Below are 16008 nucleotides of genomic sequence, written 5' to 3'. Positions count from 1 at the left end.
GCGGGGTTATGGTGTCGCGGGGGCGCCGAGCGGGAGGGCGTCCGGGCTGGGCGAACGGCCCGCGCGCCTGCGGCCGTACCACTCCACGCCGTACCAGGCCGCGCCGAGCAGGACGGCGCTCGCCGGGGCCGACAGCAGCATGAACGGCGGGGCCTCCAGCACCCGGTCCTGCAGCAGCAGCGCGCCGTACAGGCCGGCGGTGACCAGGACGGCGCCGAGCGCGGGCCGCAGGGCGGGCGGCCGCACCATGAAGGCCACGTCGACGCACACGGCGCCCGCGAGCAGGAAGAACGGGACGGCGGACGGCGGGAACGTGCCCACGACGAGCAGCGGCCAGATCAGGGCGCGGTAGCCGACGTAGACGCCCGCGGCGGCGGTGGCGGTCCACCTGCGGCCGACCAGCGCGCGCGCCGTGACGAGCACGATCATGGCGGCGACGCCGAACCACACCGGGTACACCCAGTCGGGGACGGGCAGCGAGAACTTCTCGACCATGCCGCGGTCGACGGGGCGGCCCATCTGGTTGGCGGCGAAGTCCAGCAGGGTCGGCTCCGCGTACGGCTTCCCCCGGTCCCAGGAGGCGAGCTCCAGCACGCCGTACTCCTGGTGCTCGCTGGGGAACAGGACGTTCTCCAGGAAGAAGATGAAGAACGCTCCGAGGACGATGTCGCGCCGCCCGCCCTTGGGCGCGTAAACGTACCAGCCCCGGATGACGCCGCTGATCATGAACGCCGTGCCGACGTACAGCAGCATGTGGGAGGGGCTCCACGAGGTGATGTCCACCCCGTTGATCCGGTGGTTGATCAGGTCGATCGGGATCGCGATCAGGAACGCGCCCGTGCCCCACTGGATCAGCCGTTGGGCGGCGCGGTCGACGCCGTACCCGGTGTAGGTGTGGACGATCGTCAACGCCACGACGATCGCGGTGCCCACGCTGTTGAGCAGGTGCGGCGGGGCGAGGTCGTCACGGAGCCACTTGAAGTGCCAGGACACGTCCCAGGACGCACCGAGAACCTTCAGGACAAAGGCCACGATCCACCCCGTGTACATCACCCGGAACAGGTCGGGCGGCGTCTGGCGGCCCGCCTCGCCCCGTGTCCAGTACGGGAGGGCCCACTCCACGGCCTGAGTGGCCCTGACCTTGATCGTTGCGCCTGCTTTCACGCGCAAATGATGCCGGGTCCTCGACATGCTCCGCAATCGGGGATGACCCGGAGATAACCCGCATCGATCTCCAGCCGGGTGTCTCAGGGATCTCTCAGCCGGGCGTAAGTAGGCTCTCGGCATGAGATTTGCGGGCAGGCGGCCGGTCGTCGTCGCGTTGATCGTCACGGCGCTCCTGGTGGCCGGCGCGGCGGCCTGGGTCCTGTGGCCGTCGTCCCCGCACGTCAAGGCCCTCGACCTGAAGATCCCCGTCGTCGACGGCCCGCGCGACGACCAGCACGTCACCCTGGACGCCACCTTCTTCCCGCCGGCCGGAGGCGGCAGGGCACCGGCCGTCCTGCTCGCCCACGGGTTCGGCGGCAGCAAGCGGTCGGTGCGCGACGAGGCCGAGCGCCTGGCGGGCGAGGGGTACGCCGTGCTCACCTGGTCGGCGCGGGGCTTCGGGGCCTCGACCGGGCAGATCGCGCTCAACTCCCCCGACTACGAGGTCAAGGACGTCCGGCAGCTGATCGACTGGGTGGCCCGGCGTCCCGAAGTGCTGCTCGACTCCCCCGGCGATCCCCGCCTCGGCCTCGCCGGCGGCTCCTACGGCGGCGCGATCACGCTGATGTCGGCCGCCTACGACGACCGGATCGACGCGATCGTCCCGCAGATCACCTGGTACGACCTGGCCGACGCCCTGTTCCCCGAGGCGAGCGGGCAGGGACCGGACAAGGGCGTCTTCAAGCGCATGTGGGCGGGGCTGTTCTTCAGCAGGGCCGTCGACTCCCCGCTCGCCCCGGGGGCCTCCGGCGGCCTCGCCGGCGCGTCGTCCGGCGGCGACCGGACCGGCGCGCCCGATCAGGGGGCCGCGGGTCGCCCCGGCGACGCCCCGAACGGGAACACCGGTCCGCCGCAGGACGTCCAGTGCGGGCGGTTCCTGCCGGAGATCTGCGCGATGTACCAGAAGGCCGCCGAGACCGGGCGCGCCACCGCCGGCACCGTCGACACGCTGCGACGGTCGAGCCCGATCTCCGTCCCCGGGAAGATCCGCGTGCCGGCCCTGCTCCTCCAGGGCAAGCGCGACTCGCTGTTCCCGCTCGCCCACGCCGACGCCAACGCCAGGGCGATCGCCGCGACCGGCGCCCCCGTGGAGGTCGCGTGGTTCGACGGCGGCCACGACGGCGGCGACGGCGAGATCGACTGGGTGGCCGACCGCACGATCGGCTGGTTCGACCACTGGCTGAAGAAGGACGGCACGCCCCTCGGCGACGCCTTCACCGTCACCCGCGACGGCGGCCGCGACCCCGGCACCCGCCGTCCCGTCCTCGTCCACGCCGGCACCGGCCGCTACCCCGGCCTGTCCGGGACCGCGCGGGCCCAGGTCGCCGTCGCCGGGCCGGACCAGCAGGTGGCCACCCCGCCCGGCGGCTCGCCCGCCTCGATCTCCTCGGTGCCGGGCATCGGCGGCCTGCTCGGGGCGACGGCGACGGCCGGGTTCTCGCTGGACATGCCGGGGCAGGCGGCCGCGTTCGAGTCCGCGCCGCTCACCGAGCCGTTGGAGATCACCGGCGCGCCCGCCGTGAAGGTCCGCGTGCACGGCACCGGTGAGGTCACGCTCTTCGCCAAGCTGTACGACGTGGGGGGCCAGCGGCCCGTGCTCCCCCAGGGCCTGGTGGCCCCGTTCCGCGTCACCGCGACCGAGACCGGCACCACCGCCACGGTCACGCTCCCGGTGATCGACCACCGGTTCGCGGTGGGGCACCGGCTGCGCGTCGTGGTGAGCACCACCGACATGGGGTACGCCGCGCCGGCCGCCCCGGCCGTGCACCGCGTCGGGCTGGCCTCGCCCACCCTCACCGTGCCCACCGACGTCTCGCTGCGGGCCGCCACGCCGGGCCTCCCCTCGTGGACCTGGGCGATGCCGCTGGCCGCGCTGGCCCTCGCCGCGGTCCTGCTGCTGCTCGGCCGCGCCCGCCGCTCCGAGGCGCCGGACACCGGCCTCGCCGAGGTCCCGCTGCAGATCACCGGCCTGACCAAGAAGTACGGCAACGGCGAGCTCGCGGTGGACGACCTGTCGTTCCGGGTCGAACAGGGCCAGGTGCTCGGCCTGCTCGGGCCGAACGGCGCGGGCAAGACGACCACGATGCGCATGATGATGGGCCTGATCCACCCGGACGCGGGCGAGATCCGCATCTTCGGGAACCGGGTCACCCCCGGCGCGCCGGTGCTGTCGCGGCTCGGCTCGTTCGTGGAGGGCCCCGGCTTCCTGCCCCACCTGTCCGGGCGGGAGAACCTCGAGCTCTACTGGCGGGCGACCGGGCGCCCGCGCGGCGACGCCCACATGGAGGAGGCGCTGGAGATCGCCGCCCTCGGGACGGCGCTCGACCGGGCGGTGCGCACCTACTCCCAGGGCATGCGCCAGCGCCTCGCCATCGCCCAGGCCATGCTCGGCCTGCCCGACCTGCTGGTGCTCGACGAGCCCGCCAACGGCCTCGACCCGCCGCAGATCGCCGAGATGCGCCGGGTCCTGATCCGGTACGCCGCCCGCGGGCGCACGGTGATCGTCTCCAGCCACCTGCTGGCCGAGGTGGAGCAGACCTGCGACCACGTGGTGGTGATGAACCGGGGCCGGCTGGTCGCCTCCGGGCCGGTCAGCGACCTGCTCGGCGGCGCGGCCCCGTCCGACGGCGCCAGGGGCCGCCTGGAGGACGTCTTCCTCGACCTGATCGGAGAGAACGCGTGAACGCCGTCCTGCGTCATCGGCGGCGTGGCGCCGCAGGCCTCGAGCCGATCGGAGAGAACGCATGAGCGCGGCGCCCGTGGAGAAGGCGGCGGGCCGGACGGGCGCGGCGTACGCGCCGGGGCGCACCCTGCCGCTGCGCGTGGAGATCGTGCGGCAGTTCAAGCGGCGCCGCACGCTGGTGATGTTCGGCCTGCTGCTCGCGCTGCCGTGGATCCTGGTCGCGGCGTTCTCGCTCGGCCCCGCGCCCGCGCAGAACTCCCTGCGGCTGTCGGACCTCGCGACCCAGGGCGGGCTGAACTTCGCGGCGTTCACCCTCTCGGTGTCGGCCACGCTGCTGCTGGTGGTGGCCGTGGCGCTGTTCTGCGGCGACACGGTGGCGAGCGAGGCGAACTGGTCGTCGCTGCGTTACCTGCTCGCGGCCCCCGTGCCCCGCGACCGGCTGCTGCGGCAGAAGCTCGTCGTCGCCCTCGGCTACTCCACGGCGGCGGTGGTGTCGCTGCCGCTGATGGCGCTGCTCGCCGGCACGGTCGCCTTCGGGTGGAACGACATCCGGCTGCCGGGCACCGGGGAGCTGGTCCCGGCGTCGGCGGTGCTGCCGAGGTTCGGCATCGTCATCGGGTACGCCCTGGTCAGCCAGCTGGTGGTCGCGGCCCTGGCGTTCCTGCTGTCGGTGAGCACCGACTCGCCGCTCGGCGCGGTGGGCGGGGCCGTGGGGCTGGTCATCGTGAGCAACATCCTGCAGGCCGTCGAGGCGCTCGGCGGGATCCGCGAGTTCCTGCCGACGTTCTGGAACGCGGCCTGGACCGACGCCCTCATGCCGGAGCTCGACTGGAGCGGCATGATCAAGGGGGCGTCCCTGTCGGTGACCTACGCCGCGATCCTCATCGCCCTCGCCTTCCGCCGCTTCCGCCGCAAGGACGTGGTGTCCTGAGTCACAGGAGGCCGGCGTCGCGGACCTTCATGGCGACGTGGACGCGGTTGTCGGTCCCGAGCTTGGCGAATATGCGGGTGATGTTGGCCTTCACCGTCGCGACGCTCATGTAGAGGGCCTGGGCGATCTCGGCGTTGGAGCTGCCCCTGGCCACCTCGATCGCGACCTCGCGCTCGCGTCCGGTGAGCCTGGCCAGCTCCCGCAGCGCCTCCGGGCGGCGCGGGTCCGCCCTGTCGGTGGCCGCGGCGATCACCTGGTGCATGACGCCCGGCGACAGCACCGGCTCGCCCCTGGCGACCGCGCGGACCGCCTCGATCATCTTGGGCGGCGGGGTGTCCTTCAGCAGGAAGCCGGCGGCGCCGAGCCGCAGCGCCCGCATCACCATGTCGTCGGCGTCGAAGGTGGTGAGGACCAGGACGCGGGGCGGGTCCGGCCGGGTCAGGAGCAGGTCGGTGGTGACCAGGCCGTCCTGGACCGGCATCCGGATGTCCATCAGGACGACGTCGGGCCGCAGGCCGGCGATCACCTCCATGGCCTGGCGTCCGTCCCCGGCCTCGCCGGCGATGTCGATGTCGGGCTCGCCCCCGAGGATGAGGCGCAGCCCGGTGCGCACCATCGGGTCGTCGTCCACGATGACCAGGCGGATCACGGTCTCAAGCCTCCCATGGCAGCCGGACGTCGAGGACGAAGCGGCCGTCCCGGACGGTGTGACTGATCGTCCCGCCGGCCATGCGGGTCCGCTCGGCCAGGCCGACCAGGCCCAGCCGCCCGCCGGGGCCCGCGGCCGTGCCGGACGGCACCGGGTTGCTCACCCGGATCCGCAGGCCCTGGCCCGGCCGTCCGCGCAGCTCGGCCGTCACCCGGCTGCCCGGGGCGTGCTTGCGCGCGTTGGTCAGGGCCTCCTGCACGATGCGGTAGGCGTGCCGGGCGGTCTGGGCCGGCAGCAGGTCCCGCCGCTGGACCGCGTCGTCCATCTCGACCCGCTGGCCGGCGGCGCGGACCTCCTCCAGCAGGGCCTCCACCTGGGCCAGGGCCGGCTGCGGCGCCTCCAGCCCGCCGTCGCGGCGGAGCGTGCCCAGCACGGCGCGCAGTTCGTTCATCGACTGGTGCGCGTTCTCCTGGATCGCCAGCGCGGTCGCCCGGGTCTCCTCCGGGGTGAGGTCGCCGCGGTAGGCCAGGCCGCCGGCGAGCATCGCCAGCAGGGAGATCCGGTGGGCGAGGACGTCGTGCATCTCCTGGGCGATCCTGACCCGCTCGGCCAGCCTGGCCCGCTCGATCCGCTGGAGCTGTTCGCGCTCCGCGGTCCGCGCCGCCTCGTTCCGGGAGGCGGCGAGGTCGCGCCAGGTGCGCAGATACAGGCCGAAGACGGTGAGCCCGCCGAGGACGGCCGTCCCGGTCACGAGGGTGACGACGGTGGGCTGGGTGACGCCGTTCCACGCCGACCGTCCCGCCAGGCACAGCCACCACAGCGCGGCCACCGGGACGATCTGGCGCCACCGGCGATGCGTGCACAGGGACACGTACGCGACCTGGGCGGGGCCGTTCGCCGTGTCGGAGAAGGCGGTGAGCAGGACGATGACCAGCGCCACCTGCCACGGCCACCGGCGCCGCCACCACATGACGACCAGCCCCGCCACGCCGAGCGCCACGTCGGCCAGCGCCGTCGTGAGCCGGTCGGGATAGTGGGCGACCATCCAGACCAGGGTGGCGCCGTAGAACAGCATCGTCGGCGCCGCGCACAGGTAGCGCAGCGCGGTGCCCGCCCGGTCCGGTTCCGGCGGCTCGTAGGTGCGGTCGTCCACACCGAACAGGGTATGGACCGCCGGGGCGGTCACCCCAGCGACCTGGGTCGATGTCCCTATGGACCTGGGTCGAGAAAGGGGACGGCGGAGCGCGCCCCCGGGCGGGCGGAGCCTCGACCCGCGTCCGATGACCGGCGGCCGCCCTGACCGGTGAACTGAAGAGGTGATCCAGTTCAACCGCGTCACCAAGACGTACAGAGGCGTGAAGGCGCTGGACGAGGTGTCCTTCACCGTCGGACCGGGCGGCGTCACCGGATTCCTCGGGCCCAACGGCGCCGGGAAGTCGACCGCCCTGCGCATCCTGGCCGGGCTCTCCCGCGCCACCTCGGGCACCGCCACCGTACTCGGCCGGCCGTACGCCGAGCTGGCCTGCCCCGGCCGTCAGGTGGGCACGCTGCTCGACGCCGGGGCCCAGCATCCGGGCCGCACGGGCCGGGAGATCCTGACCCTCGGCGCGATGACGCTCGGCCTGCCGGCGTCGCGGGTCGAGGAGGTCCTCGACCTGGTGGGGCTGTCGCGCGGGGAGGGCGGACGGCGGGTGGGCGGCTACTCCCTCGGCATGCGGCAGCGGCTCGGCATCGCGCACGCCCTTCTCGGCCGTCCCGGGGTCCTCATCCTGGACGAGCCCGCCAACGGGCTGGACCCGCAGGGGGTCCGCTGGATGCGGGAACTGCTGCGGGACCTGGCCGCCTCGGGATGCTCGGTGCTGCTGAGCTCGCACCAGTTGCACGAGGTCGAGCAGGTGGCCGACCAGATCGTGTTGATCGCCCGCGGCCGGGTGGTGGCCCGTGGCGGCATCGGCGAGCTCACCCGGGGCCGCAGCCTGGAGCAGGTCTTCCTCGAAGCGACCGCCGGAGCGGATCGGAGCGCGTCATGAACGGACCCCATCCGGGCGGTAGTCCTGGCACGGCGCGGCACGACGATCCGCCCCCGGCGGGGATCCCGTTCCGCCGGTTGCTGGCGGTCGAGACGCGCAAGCTGTTCGACACGCGCGGCAGCATGCTGATGACGGCGCTGCTGGTGGTGATGACGGTCGTGTTCGTCGCCGGCCGCGGGACCGTCGCGGGCCCCCGCCTGCACATGCTGACGGGGACCGCCGGGATCGGGTACGGCACCCTGCTCCCCGTGCTCGGCATCCTCACGGTGACCGGCGAGTGGGCGCACCGTACGGCGCTGGTCACCTTCGCGCTGGAACCGCGGAGGGTACGGGTGCTGGCGGCCAAGTGCGTGCCGCCGCTGGTCCTCGCCGTGGTCGCCTCCCTGTTCGCGGCCCTGGCCGGCGTGGCCGCGACGGCCGTCACCGCCCGCCTCCAGGGTGTCCCGGCCGTCTGGGACCTTCCGCCGCTCGCCCTGCTGGGCTGGACGGCGGGGAACGTCCTGGTGGTCGCGACGGGGCTCGCCATGGGCATGCTGCTGACGAACGCCCCGGCCGCGATCGTGATCTGCCTGTCGGTCCCGATGCTCGGCAGCCTCGTCGCCCGGCTGGGCGGAGTGGGCGAGGTGCTGGCGGGATGGCTCGACCTGGGGACGACCAGCGCGCCGCTCGCGGCGGGCACCATGACCGGCGGCGAGGCCGCCCGTCTGGCGGTGTCGGTTCTGCTGTGGATCGTGGCGCCGACGGCGGTGGGCATGGCGCGCGCGGCCCGCAGGGACATCGCCTGACACGGCTATCACTACGACATAAGCGGCAAATAGCTATAAACAATGATGAAATCCCGGTGGATCGCCGCCGGCCGGCTTTCCGGCCGGCGGCGGTGCGCTCGGCATCGAGGCGGGAGGTGGCGGAAAAGCCTCTGGGCCTGGCGAGGCCGCCGATTCGATTGAGACCGATGTCCCTTTCGGGGAACATGCTTGGCGATATTCTGGAATGATCCTCTCGGTAACCCTGTCGGACATCGAGAATGACGGACAGTGACTGATGCCCCCCATCGATCAGATCACCACCTTCGTATCGGACAAACCGGTCCAAACGGCCATCATCTGCGTGTCCGCTCTGGTCGTTCTGGTCCTGGCCTACTTCGCTCTTCGCACCGCCTACCGCGCGGCCTCCCGCGCCTTCCGCCGCTTCGCCGAGAACCGTCCGGCGGAGGACATCCTCACCATCGTCGCCGCCTGCATCGCCACCGGCGTGTCGGCGCAGGGCATGTGGCGCTTCTCCGGTGACGTGCTCGGTTTCGACGGCCCGCTGCGGCTGCTGCTCTTCGCGTTCATCGAGGTCGCGGTCATCACCAGCGCCGTCCGGGCGCGCCGCAACATGCGCGAGAACTTCTCCGCCGGCATCGACGGCATGGCCGTCTGGGCCCTCACCTGCCTTTCGGCGGTGCTGTCCAGCATGGACGCCCGCAGCCTCGCCGAGGCGGTCTTCCGCCTCGCCGCGCCCCTGGTCGCCGCCTGGCTGTGGGAGCGGGGCATGGCCATCGAGCGGCACCGCATCACCGGCCGTTCCCGCATCAAGTGGCGGTTCACCCCGGAGCGGGCGATGGTACGGCTCGGGCTCGCCGAGGTCAGCGACCGCACCGCGAGCGAGGTGGACGCCCACCGCAGGCTGACCCGCGTCGCGCTCGCCGCCAAGCGTGCCCGCGCCCTGCGCGAGGCCGGCGCCTCCGACCGCAAGATGCGCGCGGCGCTCGCCAGGCTCGACAAGGTGATGGACCAGGCCGTGGAGCACACCGGCCTCGCGGTGGACCCGGCGCGCCAGGAGGCCCTGCTCTCGCAGATCGGCGCGCTGTACAACACCAGCGCCCTGATGGACCTGCGCCCGCCGGTGCCGTGGGCCCCCGAGGACGACGAGAAGGCCAAGCCCCAGGCCCTGCCCGCCTCCGCCGCCTACCTCGACGACGAGGAAGAGGAGGCCGAGATGGTGGAGCCGGAGCAGGCGCCCGCCGTCGATCCCTCCCAACGCGCGGCCCTGATGCGCGCCGCCCGGCAGTACTGGGACAAGCAGATCGAGCGCAGGATCGTGCCCCGCGCGGCCGACATCGCGAGCGAGACCGGCATCTCGCTGGCCACGGCCCGGGAGTACCGCGCCCTGTGGAAGCTGGAGCCGCGCGCCCACGCCCTGATCGAGGCGGCGTACAACGAGCACGGCATCATCGACACCGGCACCTTCCCGGCGATCGTCGTCCCCGAGGGCGGCGAGAAGGCCGACCGCGCCGAGCGTCCGCGGCAGGTGTTCTCGATGAACGGCTCCTCGCCGTCGCCCGACCCCGTCGGCATCTAGAGCATCCGCCCGTACGGACGGTGAGCCGGGTCACGGCCCGAAGGCTGAGGATCAGCCTTCGGGCCGTGTCTTTTCACGTGATGGGCCCCCGTCGGACGATGATCCGCTCGAAGGCCGTTCCCGACGCCCGTTTCCGCACATCGCCCTCATCGACCCGGGTCGATCACTGATGGCACAGGACCACACAGGGCCTCACCAGGGAGATTCGGGCTCGTGCGGAGAACAGGCGACATGTCAGTCCCAGTGCGGGGGGCGCTCCTCCAGCAGCCGAGACACGTTGTCAGACGAACTCCACTCACCCCACCCGAGGTCGGTGTCGTCACTCGTCTGGTCGGGAAGCACCGGCAGCCCCTCATCGAAGAGGTCCACCGGACGCAGGTCATCCGGCTCATGCACAGTCACGGCACAATGCTACGCGCCCCACCGGCCGCCCGTCGGTCCCCCCTGCATCAAGACGTCCCTTTCCCTGCGTACAGGGTGTTCCTCCATCGGAGGGCACATCTCGGGCGCACATCTGCGGCACAAGGACAGCTAACGGCCCGCACGGGTACGATGCGGATGCAGGCAGCACGCCGGAACGACCCCACGTGAGGCGGCCCATGGCAACCCCGGCAGGATGGCGCAGGACGGGCAACCTTCCCGCGGAGCTCACCAGCTTCGTCGGCAGGGAACGGCTGCTCGCCACCATCAGGCAGCGCCTTCAGGACTCCCGGCTCGTCACGGTGACCGGCATCGGAGGGGTGGGCAAGTCGCGCACGGCCCTGCGCGTCGCCCACCAGGTCGGCCCGCAGTTCGCCGACGGCGTGTGGTACGTCGACCTGTCCCGCCTGCAGGACAAGACGATGGTGCAGCACGCCTTCAACGCCGCGCTCGGCATCGCCGACCAGTCCGCCAGGCCCGAGGCCGAGACGCTCACCGAGTGGCTGAGCCCCCGCAGGGTCCTGCTGGTGGTCGACTCCTGCGAGCACCTCCTGGAGGCCTGCGCGGAGCTGATGGACCGGCTGCTGCGTGAGGCCCCGCACGTGCGCATCCTGGCGACCAGCAGGCAGTCGCTCGGCGTCCAGGGCGAGCAGACCATCCCGGTCGCTCCCCTGCTGGTGCCGGGCGACGACGACGGCGAGAGCCCGTTCGTCAACGAGTCGGTGCAGCTGTTCGCCGAACGCGCCGGCGGCGTCGTCCCCGGGTTCACCGTCGACGAGGACAACATCGGGCCCGTCGCCGAGCTGTGCCGCCGTCTCGACGGCATCCCGCTGGCCATCGAGCTCGCCTCGGTGCGGCTGCGCGCGCTCTCGGTCGAGCAGATCCTCGCGCTGCTGACCGATCGTTTCAGCCTGCTCGCCGGCGCGAGCCGTACGGCCCTGCCCCGGCACCAGACCCTCCGCGCGGCCATCGGGTGGAGCCACGAGCTGTGCGAGCCCGCCGAGCGCCTGCTCTGGGCCCGCCTGTCGATCTTCGCGGGCGACTTCGAGCTGGAGGCCGCCCGCTACGTGTGCGCCAGCGAGAACCTCCCCGCCGAGAACGTCATGGACCTCATCTCGGGCCTGGTCGAGAAGTCGATCCTGATGAGCGGCAACGAGCGCGCCGGGGTGCGGTACCGCCTCATCGACACGCTGCGCTCCTACGGCAGGGAGTGGCTCGACAAGCTCGGCGAGACCGAATGGGTGCGGCGCCGCCACCGCGACTACTACCTCCGGCTGGCCGAGCGCGGCGAGCACTCCTGGTCGGGCCCGCGCCAGGTCTACTGGTTCGGGCGGATGCGGCAGGAGCACGACAACATCCGCGCGGCGCTCGACTACTGCCTGGGCGACCCGGCGGAGGCGCGCACGTCCCTCGACCTGCTGTCGTCGCTGTGGTTCATGTGGGTCGCCTGCGGGTTCGCCCGCGAGGGCCGGCTGTACCTCGAGCGGGCGCTCAGCGCCTCCCCCAAGCCGAGCAAGGAGCGGTGCAAGGCGCTGTGGGTGCTGGCGTACGTGCGCAGCGCCCAGGGCGACACGGCGGGCGCGCTGCAGGCCGCGGAGGACTGCGCCGCCGACGCGGTGCGCGTGGGCGACTCGGTGGCGGTGATCCTGGCGACGAAGATGCAGGGCACGGCCGCGTTCCTGCAGGGCGACCTGCACAAGGCGACGGCCCTGCTGGGCGTGGCGATCGAGTTCCACCGCAGCGGCCGCGAGCTGAACCCCGGTCTGCTGCCCGCCATCGTCGAGCTCGCGGTGGTGCTCACCCAGCAGAACGAGCTCACCGAGGCCGAGTCGCTGCTGCGCGACTGCCGCCAGCTGTGCGCCGAGCGCGGGGAGCTGTGGCTGCGCTCGTACGCGGTGTGGGCGACCTCGGCGATCGAACGCATGACGGGCCGCCGCGAGGACGCCGTGCGCAGCGCCCAGGAGTCGCTGCGCATCAAGCGGCACTTCCACGACGTGCTCGGCGCGGTCCTGGCGATGGAGACGCTGGCGCAGCTGGCCGTCGACATGGGCGAGCCCACGCGGGGGGCGCACATCCTCGGCGCGGCGCACGCCAACTGGCAGCTGTTCGGCCTCCCGCAGTTCGGCTCGCCGTTCTTCAGCACCGAGCACGAGCAGTGCGTCAAGGAGTGCAAGCGCCTGCTCGGCGAGGACTCCTACGCCGCCGCCTACCGGCGGGGCGGCGAGATGAACTTCGACGAGGCCGTCAGCTACGCCATGGGCGAGATCGACCCGACCTCCTAGCCCTCAGTTCAGTTCCGCTGGCGAGGGCCGACGGCCGGGGTGGCCACCCCCTCCCAGGCCCGGGTGTACCTCGTGCTGGTCAGGGAGTAGGCGACGCTGCCGCTGATCCAGTGCTCCAGGCCCCGCACGTACGCGTCGACGGCGGGGGAGTTCATCTGTTCGAGCCGCGCGCGCAGGTCGAGCATCCGGAGGATGGCGTCGTCGCGCATGCGCCCGATCTGGTTCATGGCGTCCTGGATGGAGTGGTGCCGGTGCCGGGCGAGCACGTTGACCAGGTTGTTGCGGGAGTTGACGCCGTCCCTCTCCTTGGCGTAGGAGAGCAGGTCGTTGTCCCACACCACCACGTCGTTGGCGCTCTGGGAGATGGCGCGCATGTCGGGGTGGCGCCATTCGTCGGTGGTGAGGGGACGGCCGGTGGCGAGGTCGACCAGCGCGAACACGGTCAGCATGGCGCCGGTCCTGCGGCGCATGAAGATGTAGTCGCCGTAGGTGGGGACGACGGCGTCCTCCCGGTTGGCCGCCTCCCATACCTGCGCGAACAGGTAGTCCTTGACCACCGAGCGCCAGCGGTCGAGCTGGTCGGCGTCGCCGGCGGCGGCGACGCGTCCCTTGATGTCGAGCATCGACCGGGCGAAGGGGTTCTCGACGCGCGCGCCGGTCTCCAGGTCGTCCAGGACGGTCAGCAGGAGCGGCAGCGCCCGGGCGATCTCGGCGGCCCGCCGGTCCGACTCGCAGAACGCGTCGTCGAAGGCGAACAGCCAAACGCACCAGTCGGTGACCAGGCGGAGCATCTCGTGGCCGGCGTAGGGGTAGGTGCGGGCCCCCAGATAGCCGTATCCCGCCTCGCGGTAGCGCTCCAGCTCGGCCGGGTCCTCGATCATGCGGCTCGCCGTCAGCCAGGCGAAGGTCTCCTTGTCGACCTGGTCGGCGTAGGGGCTGATCAAGCTGGGGAACGGGCATGTCAAAGCAGGGAGAAGGAGTGCGGAGTGCGCTGACTCAGCCATCTGCACATCATGCCAACAAAAGGTTTTGACCACTACGGCATGAGATGCCCGAATATCGGAACTATGCCCTTTTCTCCATGCACCATTCAAGCAATTCGGCACGTCCGAACCCCTGCCCGGAGGGCGTACCCTCGGACGGACCGGCGGCCCGCGCGCACCACCTCGGCGTCCTCGGGAAGGCCGCGCGGGCGCGCGCCTTCCGCCCCCGGTCGCCCGCCTCGCCCGGGCAGGGCGCGGACGGTCCCGGCGCGGCGCATCCGGCCGCGTGTGCGGCCGGAAACCGGGGGTAGCGGAGCCGGAACCGCGGTCAGCGGGCGACACGCCGGGCGGAATCCTCAGCACATCCCATAGGTTCTGTCTTGAGAGACGAAAGAAAGGCTGGGAACCAAGGTGTTCGACCCGACGGATCTCTACCGGCTCAGCGGTGACGTCCCTGAGCTGACCGATCCGGTGCTGCTCTACCACTTCGAGGGCTTCGTGGACGCCGGAGGGGCCGGCCGGCTCGCCGTCGGACACCTGCTCGCCGAGCTGGAGCACCGGGTCGTGGCGACGTTCGACGTGGACCGTCTGCTCGACTACCGGTCACGGCGTCCCCTGATGACCTTCGACACCGACCACTGGGTCGACTGCGAGTCCCCCGAGCTCGCCGTCCACCTGGCGCGCGACGCCGCCGGCACGCCGTTCCTGGTGATGAGCGGGCCGGAGCCCGACCGCGAATGGGAGCTGTTCACCGAGGCCGTCGGCACCCTCGCCACGCGCCTGAACGTCGGCAAGCTCGTCACCGTGCACGGCATCCCGATGGCCGTCCCGCACACCCGCCCCCTCGGGGTGACGGCCCACGGCACCAAGCCGGGGCTGGCCGGGGCCGCGACCGGGCCGGCGAGCCCCTTCGGCAAGGTCCAGGTGCCGGGCAGCGCCGCCGCCCTCATCGAGCTGCGCCTCGGCGCCAGGGGGCACGACGCGCTCGGGTACGCCGTCCACGTCCCCCACTACCTCGCCCAGGCCGAGTACCCCCGCGCGGCCGTCACGGCCCTGGAGGCGGTCGCGCTCAGCACCGGGCTGGTGTTCCCCCTCGAAGGCCTGCGCGACGCCGCCGAGAAGACCACGGCCGAGATCGAGGAGCAGATCGTGGCCTCCGCCGAGCTGTCCACGGCGATCCACGGCCTGGAGCAGCAGTACGACGCGTTCACCGCCGGCGAGGAGCGCGAGAGCCTGCTGGCCGAGAGCAGTCCGATGCCGACGGGCGACGAGCTGGCCGCGCAGTTCGAGCGCTTCCTCGCCGAGCGCGACGAGAGCGACTCGTGATCAAGGTCGGGCTGGTGGGGTACGGCCCGGCCGGGGCGTTCTTCCACGCGCCGCTCATCGCCGCGACCCCGGGGCTGCGCCTGCACGCCGTGGTGACGCGGGACGCCGAGCGGGGCGCCGCCGTCGCCCGCGACCATCCCGGTGCCACGGTGGTGCCCTCGGCCGAGGAACTGCTCGGCCTCGGGATCGACCTCGTCGTCGTGGCCTCGCCGAACCGCACGCACGTCCCGCTGGCGCGGCTGGCGCTGTCGGCCGGGGTGCCCGTCGTGGTCGACAAGCCCCTGGCCGCGACCGCGCGCGAGGCGCTCGACCTGGCACGCCTGGCCGCCGAACGGGGCCTGATGCTCACGGTCTTCCAGAACCGCCGCTGGGACGGCGACTTCCGCACGCTCCTCAAGCTCGACCTCGGCGAGGTGCACCGCTTCGAGTCGCGGTTCGAGCGCTGGCGGCCGGTCCCCAAGGGCGGGTGGCGCGAGAACGGCGGCCCCGACGATCTCGGCGGCGTCCTGTACGACCTGGGCAGTCACCTGGTCGACCAGGCCCTGCGGTACCTCGGCCCGGTCACCGAGGTCTACGCCGAGACCGACATCCGGCGGGCCGGAGTGGGCGCCGACGACGACGCGTTCGTCGCGCTGACCCACGCCAACGGTGCGCGGTCCCACCTGTGGATGAGCTCGGTGGCCGCGCGAACCGGGCCGCGCTTCCGCGTGCTCGGCTCACGGGCGGCGTACGTCAAGTGGGGCCTGGACCCGCAGGAGGAGCGGCTGCGGGCGGGCGGGCGTCCGGGCGACCCCGGCTTCGGGGCCGAGCCCGAGGAGCGCTGGGGCGTCCTCGGCGCCGACGGCGACAGCCGTCCCGTGCCGACCGACCCGGGGGCCTACCAGGAGTTCTACGCGGGGGTGGTCGCGTGCCTGCGCGACGGCGCCCCGCCTCCCGTCGACCCCGCCGGCGTGGCCGAGGCGCTGGCGGTGCTGAACGCCGCGCACACCTCGGCGGCCGAGCGCCGCGTGGTCGCACTGGCGCCGCCGGCCGTCTGAGCACGGCGGGCGTCCCCGTCGCACGAATGGCGGGCGCCCCTCGCCGTTGCCTCTGTCCGGCTCCGGACGTTTCGCCGGCATTCTTCGCTCGGACATTTGCCCCATATAGGGTTGCAGG

13 protein-coding genes are annotated in these 16008 nt (G+C 72.6%); 8 read left to right on the top strand and 5 right to left on the bottom strand.

What is annotated here, in order from left to right; translation table 11 throughout:
- Positions 1-6: 6 nt before the first annotated feature.
- Entirely contained in the window at positions 7-1164 is a 1158-nt protein-coding gene (locus KIK05_RS11865) for a hypothetical protein (RefSeq protein WP_308249866.1), read from the bottom strand.
- Between the two features lie 121 nt (positions 1165-1285).
- On the opposite strand from KIK05_RS11865, the gene KIK05_RS11860 reads away from it, so the two are divergent.
- Together KIK05_RS11860 and KIK05_RS11855 are read left to right on the top strand one after the other, a co-directional pair.
- Entirely contained in the window at positions 1286-3889 is a 2604-nt protein-coding gene (locus KIK05_RS11860; RefSeq protein WP_214410696.1) for an alpha/beta fold hydrolase, read from the top strand.
- 61 nt (positions 3890-3950) lie between these two features.
- On the top strand, positions 3951-4820 hold the full coding sequence (locus tag KIK05_RS11855) for an ABC transporter permease (protein WP_214410695.1): 870 nt from the start codon (positions 3951-3953) through the stop codon (positions 4818-4820).
- A gap of 1 nt (position 4821) precedes the next feature.
- On the opposite strand, the gene KIK05_RS11850 is transcribed toward KIK05_RS11855, so the two are convergent.
- The gene (locus KIK05_RS11850) at positions 4822-5469 is read right to left on the bottom strand and encodes a response regulator (RefSeq protein ID WP_214410694.1); all 648 of its coding nucleotides are present in this window, start codon (positions 5467-5469) and stop codon (positions 4822-4824) included.
- Positions 5470-5473: 4 nt separating this feature from the next.
- The gene (locus tag KIK05_RS48070; RefSeq protein WP_214410693.1) at positions 5474-6622 is read right to left on the bottom strand and encodes a sensor histidine kinase; all 1149 of its coding nucleotides are present in this window, start codon (positions 6620-6622) and stop codon (positions 5474-5476) included.
- Positions 6623-6785: 163 nt separating this feature from the next.
- On the opposite strand from KIK05_RS48070, the gene KIK05_RS11840 reads away from it, so the two are divergent.
- The 3 genes from KIK05_RS11840 to KIK05_RS11830 all read left to right on the top strand — a co-directional run bounded on the left by KIK05_RS11840 (position 6786) and on the right by KIK05_RS11830 (position 9842).
- On the top strand, positions 6786-7499 hold the full coding sequence (locus tag KIK05_RS11840) for an ABC transporter ATP-binding protein (RefSeq protein ID WP_214410692.1): 714 nt from the start codon (positions 6786-6788) through the stop codon (positions 7497-7499).
- The gene (locus KIK05_RS11835; protein WP_214410691.1) at positions 7496-8284 is read left to right on the top strand and encodes a hypothetical protein; all 789 of its coding nucleotides are present in this window, start codon (positions 7496-7498) and stop codon (positions 8282-8284) included. Before KIK05_RS11840 ends, KIK05_RS11835 begins: the two co-directional genes overlap by 4 nt.
- Before the next feature lie 322 nt (positions 8285-8606).
- Positions 8607-9842 (top strand): hypothetical protein, encoded by a 1236-nt coding sequence (locus tag KIK05_RS11830; RefSeq protein ID WP_308249865.1) that lies wholly within the window; start codon positions 8607-8609, stop codon positions 9840-9842.
- A 234-nt stretch (positions 9843-10076) separates the two neighbouring features.
- Here KIK05_RS11830 and KIK05_RS11825 read toward each other — a convergent pair whose 3' ends face one another.
- Positions 10077-10244 (bottom strand): hypothetical protein, encoded by a 168-nt coding sequence (locus KIK05_RS11825; RefSeq protein WP_214410772.1) that lies wholly within the window; start codon positions 10242-10244, stop codon positions 10077-10079.
- Positions 10245-10441: 197 nt separating this feature from the next.
- Here KIK05_RS11825 and KIK05_RS11820 point away from each other — a divergent pair, with 197 nt between their 5' ends.
- Entirely contained in the window at positions 10442-12544 is a 2103-nt protein-coding gene (locus KIK05_RS11820; protein WP_214410689.1) for an ATP-binding protein, read from the top strand.
- A gap of 8 nt (positions 12545-12552) precedes the next feature.
- Here KIK05_RS11820 and KIK05_RS11815 read toward each other — a convergent pair whose 3' ends face one another.
- Positions 12553-13488, bottom strand: a complete 936-nt coding sequence (locus KIK05_RS11815) for a 4-epi-cubebol synthase (protein WP_214410688.1) — start codon at positions 13486-13488, stop codon at positions 12553-12555.
- A gap of 450 nt (positions 13489-13938) precedes the next feature.
- Here KIK05_RS11815 and KIK05_RS11810 point away from each other — a divergent pair, with 450 nt between their 5' ends.
- Together KIK05_RS11810 and KIK05_RS11805 are read left to right on the top strand one after the other, a co-directional pair.
- Entirely contained in the window at positions 13939-14853 is a 915-nt protein-coding gene (locus KIK05_RS11810; protein WP_214410687.1) for a proteasome assembly chaperone family protein, read from the top strand.
- The gene (locus tag KIK05_RS11805) at positions 14850-15890 is read left to right on the top strand and encodes a Gfo/Idh/MocA family protein (RefSeq protein WP_214410686.1); all 1041 of its coding nucleotides are present in this window, start codon (positions 14850-14852) and stop codon (positions 15888-15890) included. Before KIK05_RS11810 ends, KIK05_RS11805 begins: the two co-directional genes overlap by 4 nt.
- Positions 15891-16008 lie beyond the last annotated feature (118 nt).

This window comes from Sphaerisporangium fuscum (genome assembly GCF_018531465.1).
Lineage (GTDB): Bacteria > Actinomycetota > Actinomycetes > Streptosporangiales > Streptosporangiaceae > Sphaerisporangium > Sphaerisporangium fuscum.
This window is presented reverse-complemented; position numbering and strand designations above follow the sequence as displayed.

Bases quoted from the DNA above. Each gene is read 5' to 3' on its own strand.
- KIK05_RS11860 (WP_214410696.1), top strand. From the start codon at position 1,286: ATGAGATTTGCGGGCAGGCGGCCGGTCGTCGTCGCGTTGATCGTCACG.
- KIK05_RS11855 (WP_214410695.1), top strand. From the start codon at position 3,951: ATGAGCGCGGCGCCCGTGGAGAAGGCGGCGGGCCGGACGGGCGCGGCG.
- KIK05_RS11835 (WP_214410691.1), top strand. From the start codon at position 7,496: ATGAACGGACCCCATCCGGGCGGTAGTCCTGGCACGGCGCGGCACGAC.
- KIK05_RS11820 (WP_214410689.1), top strand. From the start codon at position 10,442: ATGGCAACCCCGGCAGGATGGCGCAGGACGGGCAACCTTCCCGCGGAG.